21 protein-coding genes are annotated in these 19,510 nt (G+C 72.8%); 8 read left to right on the top strand and 13 right to left on the bottom strand.

Annotated features, from left to right (window positions below):
- Window positions 1-18: 18 nt before the first annotated feature.
- The 3 genes from QSK21_RS31285 to sigE form a co-directional block, all read right to left on the bottom strand.
- The gene (locus QSK21_RS31285; protein WP_285701099.1) at window positions 19-567 is read right to left on the bottom strand and encodes a YceI family protein; all 549 of its coding nucleotides are present in this window, start codon (window positions 565-567) and stop codon (window positions 19-21) included.
- Window positions 568-698: 131 nt separating this feature from the next.
- Window positions 699-1,517: an alpha/beta fold hydrolase gene (locus QSK21_RS31280; RefSeq protein ID WP_285701098.1), complete on the bottom strand. Its 819-nt coding sequence runs from the start codon at window positions 1,515-1,517 to the stop codon at window positions 699-701.
- Between the two features lie 32 nt (window positions 1,518-1,549).
- Entirely contained in the window at window positions 1,550-2,113 is a 564-nt protein-coding gene (sigE, locus tag QSK21_RS31275; RefSeq protein WP_285701125.1) for an RNA polymerase sigma factor SigE, read from the bottom strand.
- Window positions 2,114-2,295: 182 nt separating this feature from the next.
- Here sigE and QSK21_RS31270 point away from each other — a divergent pair, with 182 nt between their 5' ends.
- The gene (locus tag QSK21_RS31270; RefSeq protein WP_285701096.1) at window positions 2,296-3,144 is read left to right on the top strand and encodes a PIG-L family deacetylase; all 849 of its coding nucleotides are present in this window, start codon (window positions 2,296-2,298) and stop codon (window positions 3,142-3,144) included.
- A gap of 50 nt (window positions 3,145-3,194) precedes the next feature.
- Window positions 3,195-4,667, top strand: a complete 1,473-nt coding sequence (locus QSK21_RS31265) for a serine/threonine-protein kinase (protein WP_285701095.1) — start codon at window positions 3,195-3,197, stop codon at window positions 4,665-4,667.
- A gap of 24 nt (window positions 4,668-4,691) precedes the next feature.
- On the opposite strand, the gene rho is transcribed toward QSK21_RS31265, so the two are convergent.
- The 3 genes from rho to QSK21_RS31250 all read right to left on the bottom strand — a co-directional run bounded on the left by rho (window position 4,692) and on the right by QSK21_RS31250 (window position 9,381).
- Window positions 4,692-5,981 carry a transcription termination factor Rho gene (gene rho / locus QSK21_RS31260; protein WP_502871617.1) on the bottom strand — a complete coding sequence of 430 codons (1,290 nt, stop codon included), beginning with the start codon at window positions 5,979-5,981 and terminating at the stop codon, window positions 4,692-4,694.
- A 449-nt stretch (window positions 5,982-6,430) separates the two neighbouring features.
- Complete coding sequence (locus QSK21_RS31255; RefSeq protein ID WP_285701094.1) at window positions 6,431-7,354, bottom strand: hypothetical protein; 924 nt, start codon at window positions 7,352-7,354, stop codon at window positions 6,431-6,433.
- Entirely contained in the window at window positions 7,351-9,381 is a 2,031-nt protein-coding gene (locus tag QSK21_RS31250; RefSeq protein WP_285701093.1) for a PEP/pyruvate-binding domain-containing protein, read from the bottom strand. Before QSK21_RS31250 ends, QSK21_RS31255 begins: the two co-directional genes overlap by 4 nt.
- Before the next feature lie 196 nt (window positions 9,382-9,577).
- Here QSK21_RS31250 and QSK21_RS31245 point away from each other — a divergent pair, with 196 nt between their 5' ends.
- On the top strand, window positions 9,578-10,366 hold the full coding sequence (locus tag QSK21_RS31245; protein ID WP_285701091.1) for an enoyl-CoA hydratase/isomerase family protein: 789 nt from the start codon (window positions 9,578-9,580) through the stop codon (window positions 10,364-10,366).
- Here the strand turns inward: QSK21_RS31245 and QSK21_RS31240 are convergent.
- From QSK21_RS31240 to QSK21_RS31230, 3 genes are read right to left on the bottom strand one after another with little or no spacing between them, the layout of a single operon-like run.
- A complete protein-coding gene (locus tag QSK21_RS31240; RefSeq protein ID WP_285701089.1) occupies window positions 10,361-11,392 on the bottom strand; it encodes an ABC-2 membrane transporter-related protein in 1,032 nt (343 codons plus the stop codon). The genes QSK21_RS31245 and QSK21_RS31240 overlap by 6 nt on opposite strands.
- Window positions 11,389-12,285 carry an ABC transporter ATP-binding protein gene (locus tag QSK21_RS31235; RefSeq protein ID WP_285701088.1) on the bottom strand — a complete coding sequence of 299 codons (897 nt, stop codon included), beginning with the start codon at window positions 12,283-12,285 and terminating at the stop codon, window positions 11,389-11,391. The genes QSK21_RS31240 and QSK21_RS31235 overlap by 4 nt, the downstream gene beginning before the upstream one ends.
- Entirely contained in the window at window positions 12,282-12,677 is a 396-nt protein-coding gene (locus QSK21_RS31230; RefSeq protein WP_285701087.1) for a GntR family transcriptional regulator, read from the bottom strand. The genes QSK21_RS31235 and QSK21_RS31230 overlap by 4 nt, the downstream gene beginning before the upstream one ends.
- 169 nt (window positions 12,678-12,846) lie before the next feature.
- On the opposite strand from QSK21_RS31230, the gene QSK21_RS31225 reads away from it, so the two are divergent.
- The 4 genes from QSK21_RS31225 to QSK21_RS31210 all read left to right on the top strand — a co-directional run bounded on the left by QSK21_RS31225 (window position 12,847) and on the right by QSK21_RS31210 (window position 15,822).
- Window positions 12,847-13,473 carry an MFS transporter gene (locus QSK21_RS31225; protein ID WP_285701085.1) on the top strand — a complete coding sequence of 209 codons (627 nt, stop codon included), beginning with the start codon at window positions 12,847-12,849 and terminating at the stop codon, window positions 13,471-13,473.
- A gap of 135 nt (window positions 13,474-13,608) precedes the next feature.
- Entirely contained in the window at window positions 13,609-14,325 is a 717-nt protein-coding gene (locus tag QSK21_RS31220) for a YcnI family copper-binding membrane protein (RefSeq protein WP_285701084.1), read from the top strand.
- Window positions 14,322-14,903, top strand: a complete 582-nt coding sequence (locus QSK21_RS31215; RefSeq protein ID WP_285701082.1) for a copper resistance CopC family protein — start codon at window positions 14,322-14,324, stop codon at window positions 14,901-14,903. The genes QSK21_RS31220 and QSK21_RS31215 overlap by 4 nt, the downstream gene beginning before the upstream one ends.
- A gap of 151 nt (window positions 14,904-15,054) precedes the next feature.
- Window positions 15,055-15,822 carry a group II truncated hemoglobin gene (locus QSK21_RS31210; RefSeq protein WP_285701081.1) on the top strand — a complete coding sequence of 256 codons (768 nt, stop codon included), beginning with the start codon at window positions 15,055-15,057 and terminating at the stop codon, window positions 15,820-15,822.
- A 6-nt stretch (window positions 15,823-15,828) separates the two neighbouring features.
- Here QSK21_RS31210 and QSK21_RS31205 read toward each other — a convergent pair whose 3' ends face one another.
- From QSK21_RS31205 to QSK21_RS31190, 4 genes are all read right to left on the bottom strand, one after another.
- Entirely contained in the window at window positions 15,829-16,803 is a 975-nt protein-coding gene (locus QSK21_RS31205) for a heme-dependent oxidative N-demethylase family protein (protein ID WP_285701080.1), read from the bottom strand.
- Between the two features lie 23 nt (window positions 16,804-16,826).
- Window positions 16,827-17,756, bottom strand: coding sequence for a PDR/VanB family oxidoreductase (locus tag QSK21_RS31200; protein ID WP_285701079.1), 930 nt, complete (start codon window positions 17,754-17,756; stop codon window positions 16,827-16,829).
- Window positions 17,756-18,265 carry a dimethylamine monooxygenase subunit DmmA family protein gene (locus QSK21_RS31195; RefSeq protein ID WP_285701077.1) on the bottom strand — a complete coding sequence of 170 codons (510 nt, stop codon included), beginning with the start codon at window positions 18,263-18,265 and terminating at the stop codon, window positions 17,756-17,758. The genes QSK21_RS31200 and QSK21_RS31195 overlap by 1 nt, the downstream gene beginning before the upstream one ends.
- A 106-nt stretch (window positions 18,266-18,371) precedes the next feature.
- Window positions 18,372-18,947, bottom strand: a complete 576-nt coding sequence (locus QSK21_RS31190) for a TetR/AcrR family transcriptional regulator (RefSeq protein WP_285701076.1) — start codon at window positions 18,945-18,947, stop codon at window positions 18,372-18,374.
- A gap of 95 nt (window positions 18,948-19,042) precedes the next feature.
- Here QSK21_RS31190 and QSK21_RS31185 point away from each other — a divergent pair, with 95 nt between their 5' ends.
- Window positions 19,043-19,471, top strand: a complete 429-nt coding sequence (locus QSK21_RS31185) for a nuclear transport factor 2 family protein (protein ID WP_285701075.1) — start codon at window positions 19,043-19,045, stop codon at window positions 19,469-19,471.
- The last annotated feature ends 39 nt before the right edge of the window (window positions 19,472-19,510 follow it).

Below are 19,510 nucleotides of genomic sequence, written 5' to 3'. Positions count from 1 at the left end.
ACGCGGCGCGGAGCCGGGTCAGGCGCGGACGGCCTGGATCTCGAGCTGGAGGACGACCTTGTCGCTGAGCAGGGCGCCCTCGCCCTTCAGCGGGACGTTGAACTCGATACCCCAGTCCTTGCGGTTGATGGTGGTCTCGGCGCTGAAGCCGGCGCGGAAGCCGCCCCACGGGTCCTCGCTGACGCCGTTGAACTCGACCTCCAGGCTGACCGGACGGGTGACGTCCTTGATGGTCAGGGCGCCGTCCAGGTAGTACTGGCCGTCCTCTTCGCGGACGCCGGTGGACTCGAAGGTCATGACCGGGTGGTTCGCGATGTCCAGGACGTCGGACGAGCGGACGTGCGCGTCCCTGTCGGCGTGCCGGGTGGTCAGCGACTCCACCTTGATCTCGGCCTTGGCCTTGGAGGAGACCAGGTCGTCGGCGATCTCGATGGAGCCCTCGAACTCGGTGAAGATGCCCCGCACCTTGGTCATCAGGTGCCGGATCACGAAGGCGACCTCGGAGTGGGCGGGGTCGATGTTCCAGGTGCCGGCGGTCAGTCCGGGGGCCACGGTGGCGATGCTCATGGAAGGCTCCAATTTTGCTTGAAATTTCAACAACCAGCTCGCGTCAGGTTAGTTGAGGTTTCAAGTACCTGTCAAACCTTAGCGATCACCGGTCTCGGCTGCCAGTGGAACACCCCGTCGCGCCCAGATATTCACACCTCGGCGCGGACGGCCCGATCGGCGTCGCGCAGCGGGTGGTCGCTGCCCTCCAGAAGGACCCTGGCCACCAACTCCGGGTCGTCCCACATCGGGACGTGCCCGCAGCCCTCCAGCCAGATGAACCGGGCGTTCGGCAGCGTGCGCTGGGCGCGGACGGCCTGCGCCATGCGCAGCAAGCGGTCGTTGACGCCCCAGGCGATGGTCACCGGGACGTCGGCGCACGAGCCCCGGAACCGTACGCGGCGCCCCGCGCGCAGGGTGGGCTCGAAACCGGGGCAGGACCGCAGCGCGCGGGCATCGGCGGCAAGGGTGGCGAAGTCCATGCGATCCGGACGACCGTAGATCATCCCGAACATGACCCTGCGGCGGCGCGGGGAGTCGGCGAGCCGGGCCATCAGCGCCTCGGGAAGGGCGGCGGCGCGGCGGGACGCGCGCAACGTGGCGGCGGCGAAGGCCAGCTCCCTGGCGTTGTAGAAGCCCGCGGGAGACAGCGCCGTGGCCGAGCTGACCAGGCCGCGGTCGGCCGCCTCAAGGGCGAACAGGCCACCGAGCGAGTTCCCGGCGATGTGCGGGCGCCCCAGGTCCAGGCGGTCGAAGAAGTCGGTCAGAATGCCGATGGTGGCGCCCACGGTGTACGGGGTGCCCGCGGGGAGGGGCGGCGAGCCGCCGAAGCCCGGCAGATCGACGGCGATGACGTCGCGCTCCTTGGCGAGCGCGTCCATGACGGGGTCCCAGGCTTGCCGGCGATGTCCGATGCCGTGCAGGAGGACGAGCGGGGGGCCGTCGCCGCGACGGTCGAAGACGAGGTCCACGACCCGAGGGTAGGACAGAAGTTACTGGCCGGTCACGTGTGATGGCCCTCACACGCCGGGAACGTCGGCTCAAGGCAGACGTCGGCGGGGCGGCGGTGCTCCAAGGCGGCGCGGAGCTGGGCGCGACCGCGGTGGATGCGGCTGCGCACCGTGCCCATCTTCACGCCCAGTGAAGCGGCGATCTCCTCGTACGTCAGGCCCTCGATGTCGCACAGCACCACGGCGGCCCGGTACTCGGGGGCCAGCGCGTCCAGGGCGCGCTGGATGTCGGCGTCCAGATGACGGTCGTCGTACGCCTGGGCAGGGCTCGGCTCCCGGCCCTGCAACCGCTCCGCCGCGTCGTCGGCCAGCGCGTCGAACCGGATCCGCTGCTTGCGGCGCGCGCGGTCGAGGAACAGGTTCGTCGTGATGCGGTGCAGCCAGCCCTCGAAGGTGCCGGGGGTGTAGGAGGACAGAGACCGGAAGACCCGGACGAACACGTCCTGCGTCAGGTCCTCCGCGTCATGCCGGTTGCCCGTGAGCCGGTACGCCAGCCTGAACACCTTCGTGGAGTGCTCGCTGACGATCTCCTCCCACGTCGGAGGCGTCCACGCCATCGCGCCTGCGCTCACCACTACCCCCGTCTGATGCGAAATCGTTACGGCCAAGCATGCCGGTACCCGGATAAGAGCCGTGTAAGAAGGCCGTCCGTGGCCGGAAGCGGCTCCCCGCGCGGGCCTGGAACAGGTTTGACGATCCGCTGGAATGATCGTCGACCGCGGCCGGGCATCACGGTGCCGTGCCCAGAACCTGCGTGTTCTTCCACGCCCACCGAGGCGACGAGACGCTGCTGACCGCGGGCACCATGGCGCGGCTCGCGGCGGAGGGGCATCGGGTGGTCCTCGTCCTCGCCGCGACCGGACACGAGCCGTCCTGCCTGGACCCGCGCCCGCGCGCCCCGATCCGCACCGACGTGCAGGACGCGCCGGCGGGCATGCTGGGCTGCGCACGCGTGGTCGTCCTCGGGTACGAGGACTCCGGCCCGGACGGGGAGGCGCTCGGCGGCTTCTCCCGCACGAACGTCGACCTCGCCGCCGGCGTGCTGGCAGGAGTCCTCCGCGAAGAGGACGCCGATCTGCTCACCGTCTACGACCCTGGCGGCGGGTACGGGCACCCCGACCATGTCCACGTCCACCGTGTCGGGGTCAGGGCCGCGGAGCTGGCGAGCACACCGGTCGTCCTGGAAGCGACGTTAGACCGGGATTTCCTCCGGCGCGCGCTGCGATTCCTCGGCCCCCTTCTCAAGTCCTGGACGGCTCCCCGGAACGCGTACTCTGCGCGCGCCGAGATCACGCATCGGGTACGAGTCGGCGCGTACTCCTCCATGAAGCGCGCGGCGATGGCGGCGCACTCCGGCCACCGGGCGGGCGGCGGCTCCGTCTGCGCCTCCACCGCGCTGCCCCGCCTGCCCCGCCCCCTGTTCAGCCAGGTCATGGGCACGGAATGGTTCGTACGGCGGGACCTGCCGCCCGGGACCGTCCTCGATCATCCACTGGCCATGTGGCCGGAGACGGCCTCATCGCCGGAGCGGGAACGGCGGCCCGCCCGCCACACCACCGCGGAGCCCACGACTTCCCTTAAGAAATGATGTGACGTTCCAGGACATTCCTTGGGCGATTCACGCGCATAACGACCTCCATGGGGGGAGATCGGTGGATACCGCTGGCCCGGCGGTATCGCCTGCTCTCGGTGGCCGGCCGGGGCGGAATGGGCGTCGTCTGGCGGGCCCACGACGAGATGCTGGACCGGGACGTGGCGGTGAAGGAGGTACGCCTCCCCGAACGCTTCACCCAGGGCGAGCGAAGGCTCCTGTGCCGGCGGCTCATCGAGGAGGCCCGCGCAACCGCCGCGCTGCGCCACCCCGGCGTGGTGGACGTCCACGACGTGGTCATCGAGGACGGGCGCCCCTGGATCGTCATGGAGTTCCTGCGCGCCCGCTCCCTGCACCAGGAGATCGCCGAGAACGGGCCGCTGCGCGTCGAACGCGCCGCCCGCATCGGGCAGAGCGTCCTGTCGGTCCTGAACGCGGCGCACGAGGCGGGCATCCTGCACCGCGACGTCAAGCCCAGCAACGTGCTGCTGTGCGACGACGGCCGGATCCTGCTCACCGACTTCGGGCTCGCCGTCCACATGGACAGGACGCAGGAGCCGGAGGAGACGCTGGTCGCCGGGATCGAGGGCTCGCCCGCGTACCTGCCGCCCGAACGGGTCCGCGGCGAACCCGGCGTGCGCGCGTCGGACCTGTGGTCGCTCGGCGCCACCCTCTACACGGCCGTGGAAGGGGTGTCGCCGTTCCTGCGCGGCCACGCGCTGGCGTCCATGCTGGCGGTGCTGCTGGGCGACTACGCCCCGCCGGCGAGGGCGGGCGCGCTGACCCCCGTCATCGAGGGCCTGCTGCGGCAGGACCCGGGGCACCGGCTCAGGGCCGTTGACGCGGCGCGCATGCTGGGCGAGATCAGGATGGGCACCGGCCCGGAGACGGCGGCGGGCACGACACGGCCCAGGCCGAGGGCCGCGCCGAGAGGACCCCTCACACGCGGGCGGCTGCGGGCGGTCGCCTGCATGGGACTCGTCGCGACCGCGGCCGTCGTCCTCGGGGCGTGGAGCGCCCGCTGGGACTCGGTGGCCAAGAGCGGCGACTCCGCGATGGTCACCTACCGCGAGGCCGGCGAGGCGTCCGGGTCCCTCGGGTACATCGACTACTCGGTGGACGTGCCGAGGGGCTGGCGGCGGGAGGAGTACGGCGCGGGCGTCCAATGGACGGACCCGCGGGGCGACAGGCTGCTGCGCATCATGCCGATCGGCGGTGACCCGCTGGCGGGCCTGCGCGCGACCGAGTTCGAGGCCGCGGAATCCGGAGGCTACCCCGGCTACCGCCTGCTCCGGCTGGAGGCGCTGCCGCCCGGCGACCGTCCGGCGGCGCTGCGTACCGACGGGACGGACGAGACCGCCGCGGAGTGGGAGTTCACCTGGGGGACGAGAGGCGATCGCATGCACGTGCTGCGCAGCCGCGCGGCCGGATACGAGTTCACCTTCTCCGCCCCCGACTCCCGCTGGACACCGTCACACCGTCACTACGAACGGGTGCTGGAAAGCTTCCGTTCCGAATAGAGGCCGGGTAGGGCGGGAGCGGCCTCAGGTGGTCTGCTGCACCTTGAGCAGAAATTCGGCGTTGGAGGTCGTCCCCTTCATCTTCTCCAGCAGCATCTCGATGGCCTGCTGGCGGTCGAGGCCGTGCAGGGCGCGGCGCAGCCGCCAGTTCAGCTCCAGCTCCTCGCGCGGGATCAGCAGCTCCTCGCGCCGGGTGCCGCTGGCCTCGATGTCGACGGCGGGGAAGATGCGCCGCTCGGCCAGGCCGCGGTCGAGCTTGAGCTCCATGTTGCCGGTGCCCTTGAACTCCTCGAAGAACACGTCGTCCATCCGGGAGCCGGTGTCGACCAGCGCGGTCGCCAGGATGGTCAGCGAGCCGCCGTTCTCGATGTTGCGCGCGGCGCCGAAGAACCTCTTGGGCGGGTACAGCGCGGTGGTGGCCACGCCGCCGGCCAGGATACGGCTGCTCGACGGCGCCTCGAGGTTGTAGGCGCGGCCGAGCCGCGTGATCGAGTCGAGCAGGATCACCACGTCGCGGCCCTGCTCGACGAGCCGTTTGGCGCGCTCGACGGCCAGCTCGGCCAGCGCCGTGTGGTCGGAGGCGGGACGGTCGAAGGTGGAGTGCAGCACCTCGCCGCGCACCGACCGCTGCATGTCGGTGACCTCCTCGGGACGCTCGTCGATGAGCACGACCATGAGGTGGGTCTCGGGGTTGCCGGTGGCGATGGCGTTGGCCAGGGCCGCGAGCACCATCGTCTTGCCGACCTTGGGCGGGGAGACGATCAGGCCGCGCTGGCCCTTGCCGATCGGGGCGATGAGATCGATGACGCGGGGCGCGAGCGCGCCGGTGTCCAGCCGCAGGCGCTCCTGCGGGAACAGCGGGGTCAGCTTCCCGAACTCGGGGCGCTCCGCGGCCTCCTCGGGCGTGCCCCCGTTGACGGACTCGACCTCGACGAGGGAGTGGTGCCTCTCCCGGTTGGAACGCGGCGGGCGTGCCGTGCCGGTGACGAGGTCACCGGGGCGCAGGTGGCTCGCCTTCACCTGGGCCGGCGTGAGGAACACGTCGGACGGGCCGGGCAGGTAGCCCTCCGTCCGCACGAACGCGTGCTTGTCCTGGACGGACAGCACGCCCTGGAACCGGACGACCTGCTCTTCGGCGGTCTGGCGATCGGGGCGCGCGGCCTGTGCCTGGCCGGTCGACCGGGCCTCACGGGCCTGCCTGGGCCGCTGGGCGGCGGGTGCCGTTCCGGCCTGCCGCCCGGGCCGCGCCGCGCGCCTGCGGGTGGCCTGCTTCGGCACGGCCGTCGCGCGTCCGGTCGTGATGGTGGTGGGCATGAAGATCCCTTCTCGGGCGGCGCGCCCTAGCGCGCTGCGCCCGGGGTCTGCCTCCGCGTACGGTTCGCCTGTGCGCCGCCTGTACGCGGAGGGAATGCGAAAGCTGCAGCTCGGTTCACCAAGCTGTCGACGGCTCCCTTGGTGCGGTGGTCCGGGATGCGGGTTCGCACGTACCCCCGGACTCGGACGAATGGGGGAACACACTCATCGGGCTCTCAGATGGCCCGGGCGGGGAAAGGGCGCCCTCACCGCCCAACCGATATGAGGCGGCGACCTAAAGGCGCTATCACGACAGTACAGCACACAACACCCGTTCCGCATTCCCCCGTCCGGCGATCCTTTGCGCCGGGTCGCCCATCAGTACGTTCCCCCTCATGCGGTCGCGTGAAGCCTCTGATTTCGTGCCTCGGACACCCCGTATGACTCCGGATCCGCGGCCGGGGTTCTGATCAGCCGCCGTGCCGGACGGACACGACCGAGAACCGCCCATGATCGATGACCGCGTCCTCAAGGCATCCCCGCAAACGGCGCATCGCATGCTCGCCCAGCGCGGGTTGCACGACGAGCGCGTACCGCTGTCCGCCGAGCGGGACGAGCCCGCCGCCTTGCAGGTAGGGGCGGGTGGAGCCCCGGCAGTATTCCCACAGCCTCGTCGCGAGCGGGTCGGTCGTGGCGGCGCCCGTCGGCCCGTGCGTCCGGGCCTGGATGACCAGGGTGCTGACCGCCTCGCGCATGGGCGGGTCGGGACGGTCCTGGGTGTGCTCGGCCAGCTCGACGACGGCGAGGCCCGCCAGCAGGAGCGCGATCCCCCCGCCCAGCAGGCGCACTTTGAGCCCGCGCCCGTCCGGCACCGACTCCGGCGCCCCCGCCAGGACGCCTCCCGGCGGCAGCGCCAGCGACTCGGGGACCCTGGCGCGGGACGCGGGCTGCCCCCGTCCCAAGGCCGAGGCCGCGCGTTCCACGAGCGCCGCCAGCCCGGACACGATGATCCCGGCGCCGAGGAGGACCGGGATGAAGACCTTGTAGGAGTACGTCTCCGCTTCGAGCCAGCGGAAGCGGGGCGCCTCGTCCCCGGTCGGCTCCACGGGCCGCGGGCCGGACCGGTCGCCGGCACGGGCATCGGAGCCGGGACGAGCACCCGAGCCGGAACGGGCATCCGAGCCGGCACGGCCCTCGGCCAGGTCGCCGATCCGCTGCTCCAGCGACCGCAGCCGGTGCGCGCCGGCCACCGCCACCAGCACGATCAGGCACACCAGCAGAAGCTGACCGGCCATCAGCGACCGCTGCCACTCCCATCGGGCGAGGTAGACGACCAGGTACCCGCCGGTGGCGAGCACCATCAACCCAAGCCCGGCATAGACGAGCCTTCTCATGCCGCCTCCTTCTCGCGGGCCGGCAGGGTCTCGACCGTGCCGGTGTCGCCGTCCACGAGGACCCGGGTGCCGGGCGGGAAGCGGTCGAGCGCGCCCCGCATCCCCACGACCGTCGGCACGCCCATCTCGCGCGCCAGGATCGCCAGGTGCGACAGCGGGCTGCCGGTCTCGGCGACGATCCCCGCGAGGGACGGCAGGTAGGCGGCGAGTGACGGCGCCAGCGTCCGCACCACCAGCACCGAGCCCGCGGGCGGGGCGTCCGCGCCGTCCGCGGGTCCGCTGTGCACCGGCCCGGACCCCCGCCCGCCGCCCGCGGGCTGCCCGCCGTCCCCGGACGGCGAGGACTCGGCCACGATCCGCTCCCCCGCCAGGCGGAACGCCGCGGGCAGCGGCGCGGTACGCGGCGGAGCGGCGCGGCGTTCGAGGTCGGCGGGGAGTGCGCCGCCCTCGAACGCCGCGACCAGTTCGTCGAGGCGCAGCACGCGCACGGTCTCCGGGCGCGCCAGCGCGCCGTCCGCGACGAGCCGCCCGGCGGCCTCCCACGCGAGCCGCCCGGCCAGCTCCTGCACCCATCGGATCCGCAGGCGCAGCGACTCGCGGGCGCCCAGCGGGGCCTGCCCCGTGCCGCCGAACGACTGCGGATCGCCGGCGGTGGGCGGCAGCTCCCTGTCGCCGATGGACGGCGGCGTGAGGGCCAGGACGGCGGGGTTCTCCACGAGGATCCGCGCGTCGTCCTGCCCGGCGGCGCGCGCCCGGCTCAGCGCGGCCAGTCCTTGGGCCGCCGCCGTCGTCGTCGTGTCCTCCGTGCCGCCGAGGAGGGAGCCGGCGAGCGCCTCCAGGCCGTGCAGGGACGTGAGCGTGGCGCGCGTCCAGCGCAGGGCCGCGGTCAGCTCCGCGCCGGTCAGGTCCTTCAGCGGCGGGACGGCGGCGAGGTCGGCGTCGACGGTGGCGGCGGTCTCGGCGGCCAGGCCGGGAAGCTGTGCGCGCAGCCGGCCCACCTGCCAGGCCACCGCCAGCCTGCGGACGGCGGGCACCGGGTTGACCAGCCGCGCCCAGGCGCGCCGCCGTCCGGGCGCGGCGCCGAGCCGCCGCAGGTCCGCGGCGGCCCGCCCGCCGACCGCGATGACCGTGGGGCTCTTGCGCAGCGCGCGGCGCGACACGACACCCGCGGTGACCAGCGCCTCACCGAGACCCCGGTCCAGCGGTACCAGCCACAGGTCCTCCTCAAGGGGGGACAGCGGGTCGGGCAGCGTCTCCGCCACCGGGCCGGGGCCCAGCAGCGGCGCGCGGCGAGGCGGCGGCGGGGCCAGCGCCGTCACGGGACGGCTTTGCAGCAGCCACAGCCGCCCATCGCCCTGGAAGGCGAACTCGACGTCCTGCGGCCCGCCGAACACCGACGCCGCCCGCGCCGCCAGCCTGGCGAGGGCGCGCAGTTGCAACCGGCTGAGCGGGCCCTCCCCCTCGGCGGGTCCGCTGTCGTGCTCCACCGAGACGAGGCGCCCGCGCCGGGTCAGCGCGTACCGCGTTCCGTTCACCTCGCCGCCGACCAGCGCCGCGGGACCGCCGGGCGTGGCCGACACGATCACCCGGTCGGTGCGGCCGTCCACCGGGTCGGCGCCGAACATCACCCCGCCGGCGGCGGGGTCGAGCTGCGGCTGGACCAGGACGGCCATCGTGCCCGGCCCGGACGCGGACGCCCGCACCTCGTCCACCGCCGCGAGGAAGGCCGGCCAGCCCTCGACGTCCAGCACCGAGACGAACCGGCCCGCCATCGACGAGACGGCGCCGTCCTCCAGCGTCGAGGACGACCGGACCACCAGCGTCCGGCGCCCGCCGGCCGACAGCCGTTCCCAGGCGGCGCGCAGATCGTGCGCGCCGTCACCCGGCCGTACGGGGATCACGAAGCCGGGCAGCACCGGCAGGTCGTGCAGGGCGGCCCTGGCGAGGTTCGCGGCCTTGGCGCCCGCACGCGCGGCGGACGCGGCCGGGGCGTCATCGAGCCAGAAGACCCGCGTGCTTTGTGGCACAACAGACTCCGATCATCCAAAGCCGCCCGTATCAAGAATCCGTCGTGGCCCGCGCGAATTCTTCACCCACAGGTGGTGTATCGCAGCTCACCCTTGGGTGGACGGCGGGAGGCGATGGATCGTCCCCAGGGCGGAGTCGGACCCTGAGATCGCCGCACCCTACGATTGCGGCGCATCGCGAACGAGGAGGGGGCGGATGACCGCCGACCAGTGGCTGCGGGGCGAGGTCGCCGACGGCGTCGCGACCCTGACCATCGACCGGCCGGGCAAGCGCAACGCCATGAGCACCGCCATGTGGCGGCGGCTGCCCGTCCTGCTGGACGGCTTCGCGGCCGACCCGTCCGTCCGGGTGGTGGTGCTGACCGGCGCGGGCGGCGACTTCTCGGCCGGCGCCGACATCGGCGAGCTGGCCGAGATCGGGCGGCGCGGCGACCCGCACCCCTCCACCGTCGCCGAAGAGGCCCTGGCCGGGTTCCCCAAGCCGACCATCGCGGCCATCGAGGGCTTCTGCGTGGGCGGCGGCTGCCAGCTCGCCCTGGCCTGCGACCTGCGGTTCGCCGTCGCCGGGGCGCGTTTCGGCATCACCCCGGCCCGGCTCGGCATCGTCTACCCGCTGTCGGCGACGCGGCGGCTCGTCCGGCAGATCGGCGCCTCGTCCGCCAAGTACCTGCTCTACTCCGCCGAGCTCATCTCCGCGCCCCACGCCCTGCGCATCGGCCTTCTGGACGAGGTCGTGGAGGACGGGACGGCCCTGCGCGAGCGGGTCGCGGCGTTCGCGGCCACGCTGGCGTCCCGTTCCCTGCTCACCCAGCGGGCCACGAAGGAGATCGTCACCGCGCTCAGCGCGGGCGACGACGCGGACACGCTCGCCCTTCGGTGGATGCGGGAGGCCGGCGGCCCGTCCGGCGACATGCACGAGGGCATAGCCGCCTTCCACGAGCGCCGGCCGCCCTCCTTCACGTGGACGACCCCCAGGCCGTCATGACAGGTTGCGGCGGATCCGGTAGAAGCAGAATCCCGCCAGGCCGAGGCTCAGGACCACGTAGAGTCCGGTCTCGGCCCACTGGAGGGGCCAGAACCGGTCCGAGCCGTGGTAGACGAGCTTCTGCCGGTACCCGAGCCGGTTGATCTCGGCGAGACAGGCCGCGGCGGGGCCGCGCGCCCCTGGTTCCCTGTTCTCCGCGCAGGGTCCCTCGCCCATCTTCAGGGGCACCGTGTCGACGACCTTGCCCGACTTGTCCAGGGTCTCGTTGGTCAGCATCCACGCTCCCGGGTCGCCGGGCTTGACCGTCAGCTTGATCGGGGTGCCCGGCCCCCTGGACATGAACCCGCCGAGGTTGGTGGAGGTGATCTCCATGGTGACGCTGGTGGGCGGCAGCAGTCGCTCCCGCACCACCAGCGGCATCGCGACCTGCACGACGGCGAAGACGGCGAGCGTGACGGCCATCGCCGCGAGCGTGCGCCGGACCAGCAGCCCGACGGCCACGCCGAGGGTGAACGCGAAGGCCGCGTACCCCATCGGCGCGATGCCGCGCCCGTCGAACATCAGCGGCGTCATCCGCGCGGCCTCCAGCCCGGCGGCCTCGTCGAGCGGTTCGGCCCACCAGCCGACCGCGAAGGTGGCCAGCCCGGTGAGGAGCATCGCCACCAGGCCGGTGACGGCGAGCTTGACGGCCAGCCAGCGGGTGCGGGTGACGCTCTGGTTCCACACCAGCCGGTGCGTGCCCGCCTCGACCTCGCGGGCGATCAGCGGCGCGCCCCAGAAGAGCCCGACGAGCGCCGGGGTGAGCAGCACGATGGCGAGGAGGCCGAGGAACGCGGGCTGGTGGTCGGCGAAGAAGGACTCGGCGAACCTCTGGCAGCTCTCCGCGTCGCCGCACGTGGCCAGGCCGGATTCGTAGGCGTCGGCCATGTCCGGCCCGGTCAGGCCCAGGACGATCGCCAGCAGCGCGAGCGCGCCGCCGCCCGCGAAAGCCTGTACCCGGAACTGGCGCCAGGTCAGCCAGATCATCGCAGCACCTCCAGGGCGGGGCGGTCGCCGTCGCTCGCGGCGGTGTCCATGTACGCCAGCACGAGGTCTTCGAGAGCGACCTGGCTGACGGTCCAGGCGGGGTCGTGGATCGGCCCGTCGGTGCGCACGACGTAGGTGCTCTGCCGGTCGGTGTGGCTGGCGGACACGACGTGCTGGTCGGACGGCAGCCTGCCGGCGTCCCTGCGCGGCCCGGTGAGCCGGTGGTGGGTGGCCAGCAGCGTCTCGATCTCGCCCGCCACCCGGACCCGGGAGTCCACGAGCACGATCAGGTAGTCGCAGGCCCGTTCCAGGTCGGACACCAGGTGGGAGGACAGCAGCACGCTGAGCCCGTGCTCGGCGACGGACTCCATCAGGCTCTGCAGGAACTCGCGCCGAGCGAGCGGGTCGAGCGCGGCCACGGGCTCGTCCAGGATCAGCAGCTCGGGCCGCTTGGCGATGCCGAGGGTCAGCGCGAGCTGCGCCCGCTGGCCTCCGGACAGCCTGCCCGCCTTGCGCCGCGGGTCGAGCCCGAGCCGCTCGACGCGCTCGCGCGCCAGCGCCGCGTCCCACGCGGGGTTGAGCCGGGCCCCCAGCTTCAGGTGGTCGGCGACGGTGAGCCCCGCGTAGGTGGGGGTGTCCTGGGCGACGAACCCGACCTTGGCCATCTGCGCCGGGCCGGCGGCCGGGTCGCCGCCGAGCACGCGGATGCTTCCCGCGTCCGGTGTGAGCTGCCCGACGGCCAGGTTCAGCAGGGTCGTCTTGCCGGCCCCGTTCGGCCCGACGAGGCCCACCACGTGCCCGCCGGGGATCTCCAGATCGCAGTCGGTCAGCGCCCAGCGCCGCCCGTATCTCTTGCCCAGGCCCCGGGCCTCCAGAACGACACGTTCGCTCACGCTATGTCCTCCTCTTCGGCGGCCTCGCGAAAGGTCGTCATGAAGACCGCCTCGATGCTCTCGTCGTCCAGGCCGGCCCGGCGCGCCTTGGCCAGCCAGCGACGCAGCTCCTGGCGCAGCGGCTCGTGCGCGGCCAGGGAGGCGTCGGCGAGCGTCGCCGTCACGAACGTCCCGACCCCGGGCCGCGCCGCGACCAGCCCGTCCCGTTCGAGCTCCCGGTACGCCTTGAGGACGGTGTTCGGGTTGATCGCCAGCCCCGCCACCACCTCCTTGACCGTGGGGAGCTGGTCGCCCTCGCGGAGCAGCCCGAGCCGGAGCGCCTGCCGTACCTGCCGGACCAGTTGCAGGTACGGCGAGACCCCCGACCGCCCGTCCAGATGGAACTCGATCACCAGAAGCTCCATTCATCTAGTTAACTAGCACAATAGAGCCATAGTGCTGGGCGCCGTGTCAAACGGACCGGGTCAGGGCACGAGCACGACCGAGCCGCCGACCGCGAGACCCCGTTCCCCCGGGGTGGTATGGAGATCGCGAGGGGTTGGTGGGACGATGGTCGGCGCCATGTCCGCGCCTCCTCCGCAGCCGCCGCGCCCGCTCTTCCGGAGCTCGCGGGCGGTGGCGTTCGCCACCGTCTGCGTGACGCTGGCGAGCGTCGGGCACGAGCTGACCTCGACCGCCGAGATCCCGCTCTGGGCGATGCTCGCGGGGTTCGCCGGGGTGCTGGCGGTGACGCTGGTGCTGGCCGGGCACGAACGGTCGCTGGCGACCATCCTGGGCGGGCTGCTGGGCGGCCAGTTCGCCCTGCACAGCCTCTACGCGGCCGCGACCTCACCGGCCCTTCCGGTGACGGATCCGGGGACCGGGCATCACGCGGTCGCGGAGATTCCGGGGCACGAATCCGGACTTTCAATGACGTTGGCTCACGTCGCCGCCGCCGTCATCTCGGCATGGTGGCTGCGGCGCGGCGAACGGGCCGCGTGGTCGCTGGCGCGGCGCGTCGCGGATCTGGCGGATCGCCCCGTCCGCGCCCTGCTCGCTCTTTTCGCCGACGTCGAACCTCCGGCGCTTCCCGCCCGTACAGTTCTGATACCGGCGGTGGGAGAGACCAGCACCGTCGGCCTCATCCTGCGACACCTGGTCGTACGACGGGGACCACCCACACGTTCGAGGGCGCTCGCGCACGGCTGAGCACCCGGGCCGGCCCAGGCTCGCATCTGGGCGGCCCCGGGTCGCCGGGCGCGCGCCGAGCGCCGTACGTCACCCGGAACGCCCCCTCGGCGCTTCCGGACGTCCCGTACGTCTCGAACGTCCCTGGAGAGATTCATGATCGTGTGTGTGTCCCCGCGCGTCCGCAGGACCGCCACCGTGGCGGCCCTGACCATCGTGTCGCTGGCCGGCCTCGCCACCGCCGCCTCGGCGCATGTCACCGCCAACCCCAGGACCGCCGAGCAGGGCGGTTTCACCAAGGTGTCCTTCCGCGTGCCGAACGAGCGCGACAACGCCGACACCACCGAAGTCCTGATCCGCATGCCCGCCGACCACCCGATCGAGCACGTGTCGGTACGGCCCGTGCCGGGATGGAAGGTCAAGGTCACAACCGAGAAGCCGGCCCGCCCGGTGAAGATCGAGGGCGGCGAGCTGACCGAGGCCGTCTCCACCATCACCTGGTCGGGCGGGAGGATCCGTCCCGGCGAGTTCGAGGAGTTCGACGTGTCGATGGGTCCCCTGCCCACCGGGGTCGACCGGGTACTGTTCAAGGCCGAGCAGTCCTACTCCAACGACGAGGTCGTCAAGTGGGATCAGGATCCCGGCGACGGCCGGAACGAGCCCGAACGCCCGGCCCCCTCGCTCACCCTGACCCCCAAGGGCGCGGCACCCTCGTCCGGCCCCGCCTCCGCGATCACCGCGTCCCGGACGGCCGGGACGTCCGAAGCGGAGGACGGGACGGCCCGGCTCCTGGGCGGGCTGGGCCTCGCCGTGGGCGTGGCCGGTATCGGTGTCGGCGGACTCGGGCTCGCACGTGGGAGGAGGCAGTCGTGACGAGGTTCGGTACGGTGCGGATCGGGGTGGCGGGCCTGCTGGTGGCCGCCCTGGTGGGGCTGGGCGCGGCGCCCGCCTCGGCGCACACCGCGCTGAAGTCCACCGATCCCAAGGCGGACGCGGAGGTCGCGCCGCCCACCGAGATCACGCTGACCTACACCGAGACCGTCCGTCTCCCGCGCGTGATCCTCACCGGTCCGGACGGCGCCCGGCACGAGGCCGGGGCGGCGAAGGCGTCCGGCGACACCGTCACCCAGCCGGTGAACGGGACGCTCCCGAACGGGACCTACCGCGTCGGCTGGCGGGTCGTCTCCGCCGACGGGCACCCGGTGACCGGCACCTTCTCGTTCACGGTGAAGGGCTCGCCGGGCTCGGCCGGCTCGTCCGGGGCTCCGGCGGCCGACCCCGCCCAGGCGCCCGGCGCGGCCGCGTCCCCCGGTGCCGCGACCACCCCGGCCGCCGGGCAGGGCGGCTCGGACGGCTCCTCGTCCGGGTGGCTGTGGATCGGGCTGGCGGGACTGGTCGTCGTCCTCGGCGTGGGCGGCGTCGCCTGGGCCCGCCGTCCCGGCCAGGACTGAGCGCCCGGTCCCCGCATGAGCGACCGGCCCCGCCGCGATCCGCACACGGACGGCCGCGGCGGGGCCGACCCATGTCCGATCCAAACGATTACCTGGATAAAGTGGTGGCAAAGTCCGGCAGGGGACCGGGATCGGGGGAAGGCGTGATCGTGTGATCGTCGAGTACATCCGCTACCGCATCGACCAGGCGGAGGCCGAGGCGTTCGAGGCCGCGTACGCGCGCGCCGCCGTCCCGCTCGCCGCCGCCCCCCAGTGCGTGGACTACGAGCTGTCCCGGTGCGTGGACGAACCCTCGTCGTACATTCTCCGGATCACCTGGACCTCCGCGGACGACCACCTGCGCGGCTTCCGGGAAGGGGAGCACTTCAAGACCTTCTTCGCCGAGATCAGCCCGTACGTGCGGCAGATCGAGGAGATGCGCCACTACGAGCGCACCGCCGTGCGCGGCACCGGATCCTCCGTGCCGAGCCTGTACGAGTGGGCGGGCGGAGCCGAGGCGCTGGAACGGCTGACGGAGACGTTCTACACACAGGTGGTCAAGGACGACCTGATCGGCCCGCTCTTCGCCGCGATGGACCCCGGCCATCCCAAGTACGTCGCCATGTGGCTGGGCGAGGTCTTCGGCGGGCCGGCCCGCTACAGCGACGAGCGCGGCGGTTACCACCACATGCTTCTCCAGCACCTCGGCAAGGCGATCACCGAGCCGCAGCGCCGCCGCTGGGTGAGCCTGCTCATGGACGCGGCGGACGAGGTGGGCCTGCCCGGCGACCCCGAGTTCAGGGCCGCGTTCTTCGGCTACATCGAATGGGGGACGCGGATCGCCCTGGCCAATTCGCAGCCGGGCGCCAAGCCGCCGATGCAGGCGCCTGTTCCCCATTGGGGCTGGGGCGTCGCGCCCCCGTACATTCCCAAGGCATAACGGCCGTCAGCCGGTCGCGCGCAGGTAATCCACCGCCGCCCGGCGAAAGCGCGTAAGGCCCTTGTAGTCGGCCACGTCCTCCGGCAGGTCGTCCAGTACGGAGGCGAGATCCCGCCGCCATTGCGGTACCCGCGCCAGGTCCCGGAGCGACAGCAGGTACGTACGGATCAGGAAGAGGACGGCCCCGGACGGCGCCAGCCGGACCACATGCTGCACCTCGACCCGCAGGTGCAGGCGTTCCGGCAGCCCGTCCGGCGCCTCCGCGATCATGCGTTCGCGTTCGGGCGTCCAGGCGGGGGCGTTCTCGGTCGAGGTGTCGAGCCGGTGCCCGGCGGTCATGCTCCAGTTCGTCCGCCGGTACGCCTGGCCGGGCTGGAGCCGCATGAGGAACCGTTCCGCGCGGGTGAAGACGCCTTCTTCGTGGACGCGGGGCGGCACGGGGCCGTGCACGTCCTGGAAGGCCATCCCGACGTCGAAGGCGAGGGACCAGTCGGCCGCGAAGGTCACCAGCCCGGCGTCGGCCCACAGCTCGTCCTCCCGCTGGTCGAGAAGGACGAGGTCCTCCTGCACCTGCTCCCCGGCGAAACGGAGCGGCCCGCCCGGCAGCGAGTCCCGGTCGCCGATGGTGAAGGTCTTCTCGACGCCCAGCAGGTCGTTGCGCCACCGGCACTTCCGCCCGTCCCGCTCGAACGCCATCGCCTCGGGATGGTCGGCGGCCAGCTCGCCCAGCAGGTAGAGGAGGGCGTCCCAGCACGCCGGCCACATGTGGGGCAGGACGGTGCAACGGCTGGGATCGGCCCGGAGGATGCGCCCGCGCAATTCGAGCTCGTCGCGGTAGGAGTCGCCCACGTCGACGACCGTGCCGCCCCATGACCCCGCCGCCGTGGTGACCGGGCGCGGCGCGGGCTCCACGTTCGTGCTGTACCTGAACGTGCCGGACGTGAACGGGAACGGGAACCGCTCGACCGTCCCCGGTCTCATGGATCCCGCGGGTTTCGCGGATCTCATAGATCGACCTCGACCTTCCCGTCCAGGGCGCGCGAGACGCAGCACATCATCGCGTCGCCCGCCGCCCGCTCGCCCTCGGAGAGGAACAGGTCGCGGTGCTCGGGACGCCCGGAGAGCACCCCTACCCGGCATTCGCCGCACACGCCTTGGCGGCACATGTGCGGCACCTCGACGCCTGCCCGCTCCAGGGCTTCCAGAAGGCTCACCCCGGACGGGACCTCCACCTCGATCCCGCTTCTGGCGAGCCTGGCGGTGAAGGGACGTCCGGGTTCCAGATCGTCCGTCGAGAACCGTTCGACATGGACGCGCTGCTCCGGCCAGCCCGCACCGGCGGCCAGCCCGCACACCGCGTCGATCAGCCCGGACGGCCCGCACACGTAGGCGTGCGTGCCCAGCGGCTGGGATACCAGGGCATCGCGGAGCGCGGCCGTGAACTCGTCGCGTCCGGAGAACTCCCGGAGCCGTTCACCGCACAGTTCACGCAGCTCATCGGCGTGGGCACCGGTTCGGTGCGCGTAGAACATGGTGAACGACCGTCCCCACTCGACGGCCGCACGGGCGTGGGACAGCAGGGGCGTCACCCCGATCCCGCCTGCGATCAGCACATGGTGCCGGGCGGTGGCGACGGGCGGGAACGCGCTGCGCGGCCCTTCGGCCGTCACCTCGTCGCCGGCGGACAGGCGATGCATCCACGCAGAACCCCCGTCCGCCGACTCGCGGAGCACCGAGATCCGGTACTCCGCCGAGGGCGCGCCCGATCCGGTGAGCGAGTAGGCGTTCCGCCGCCGCTCGCCGCAATGGACGACCAGATGGCTCCCGGGCACGAACGGCGGCAGCCCTCCCCCTCCGGGGGGCGCCAGCGCGAAGGACAGAACGCCGTCCCCGGCCGGCTCCACGGACCGCACGACAAGGGAGAACGCCGCCATCAGGACGCCTCGACCCCCAGGTAGGCGGCCAGCCGCCGGGAGAAGTGCCGCCGGCACCGCAGCGTCAGCCCGCAGCCGCGGCACTCCACCGTCCCTCCCACGCCGACCACGGCCTCGGTGATCGCCCGGCAGTGCGCGCAATGGATGCGGCGGCGGCCCGCCTCGGTGACATGCTCGCGGATCTCCGCGGGCACGGCCCCCGCCCGGACCGCCATGGCCCGCAGGCGCATCACGTCCGCCTCGGGTCCGGCCAGCATCAGCCGCCATCCGACGGTCGCCGCCCGCAGCCGCTCCTCGAACGCCGCGAGCACCGTCCCGTCCAGCCGGTCCACGTGCGCCGACCACACGGGCGGCCGGTCGGCGCGCGACGCGAGCCCGGCCAGCCAGCAGTCGGCGACGGGACGCGCGGCGGCCCCCACCGCGATCACCGCGTAGGACCGTCCGGCCGGGTCGACGGCGGGCGGCGCGGCACCGGCAAGGCGCGGCACGCTGGTGTGGTCAACGCGCATCACGCCTCCTTCGCTCGTACGCCCGAGGATAGGCATGCCGAGCCGCCATCCCCGCCGAACCGCTGGGCACTCCAGCCAAGCCGCCGCGTCCCGGCCCGGGCCGCCGTCAACGGCCGGAGCGGGGGTCCTGGGAACCGTCCTCCAGCAGGGCCCGGAGCGCCGGGCGCAGGAGACGGGCGATGTCCTCGGCGGACGCCTCGCCCAGAGGTGGGAGTTCGATCAACTGGTGCCCTATCGTCACGCCGAGCATCAGGCACATCGCCAGGGAGGCGCGAAGCATGGGGTCGTCGCCGGAGATTGCGGCGGTGATCCCCTCGATCTGGCGTCCCAGGTTCTTCCGGACGGAGTCGGCCGCCTCCGGATGGGTGAGCATCGAGCGCATCATCGCCAGGGTCTGCGGCGGAAGCTCGCCGAGCTTCAGCCCGAGCGTGGCGAGGATGTGGTCGACCAGCTCGCCGGGCTCCACCCCTGGCGCCGGGACCTCCGGCATCCTGACCGCACGGCCGAACAGCTCCTGCTTCGAGCCGAAGTGCTGGATGACCAGGGACGGGTCGACGCCCGCCTCCGCCGCGACGGCACGGATGGTGGTGCGCTCGTAGCCGCGCGCCGCGAACAGCGTCCGGGCCGCGGCGAGTATGCGTTCCCTGGAGCGGCGGCGGCGCTCGGCCCGGGTGAGTCCCACGTCCCGACCCTACCTTGGCTCAACAGCTGTTGATTGAAGCCGTCCCATGGCATACGCTCAACGGGCGTTGAGCGAAGAGCGGCAGGGAGGACGTCATGCGGAACGTCATGGAGAACCGGACGGTCGTCGAGCGCTACCACCAGGCGATGCGCGACAAGTCGTCCGATGCGCTGGCCGACCTGTACGCGGAGGACGCCGTGCACGAGTTCCCTTTCACGGCACCGGGCTTCCCCGGGCGGTTCGAGGGCCGCGAGGCCGTCCGGGAGGGCTACCGGCGGGCGTGGGGAGCGGTCCCGTTCCAGGTCCACGGGATCGAGGACGTCACGATGTACCCGACCGCCGATCCCGAGGTGATCGTGAGCGAGCAGGTGACCGTCGTCGGCATGGGATCCGGCGGGCCGCGCCTGCGCGTCCCCAGCCTGATCGTCCTGCGGATCAGGGACGGACAGATCGTCCACTGCCGCGACTACATGGACGCCCTCGCGGCCTCCGAAGTCCGCTCGGCCCCTTCCCAGGCGTCCTAGGGGACCCGGCGACCTCGACCTTCGGCTCTCCCCGTTCCG

The sequence above is a fragment of the Actinomadura sp. NBRC 104412 genome (genome assembly GCF_030269515.1).
Classification (GTDB): Bacteria; Actinomycetota; Actinomycetes; order Streptosporangiales; family Streptosporangiaceae; genus Spirillospora.
The sequence above is the reverse complement of the archived record's forward strand: the minus strand, read 5'-3'. Positions and strand labels throughout refer to the sequence as shown.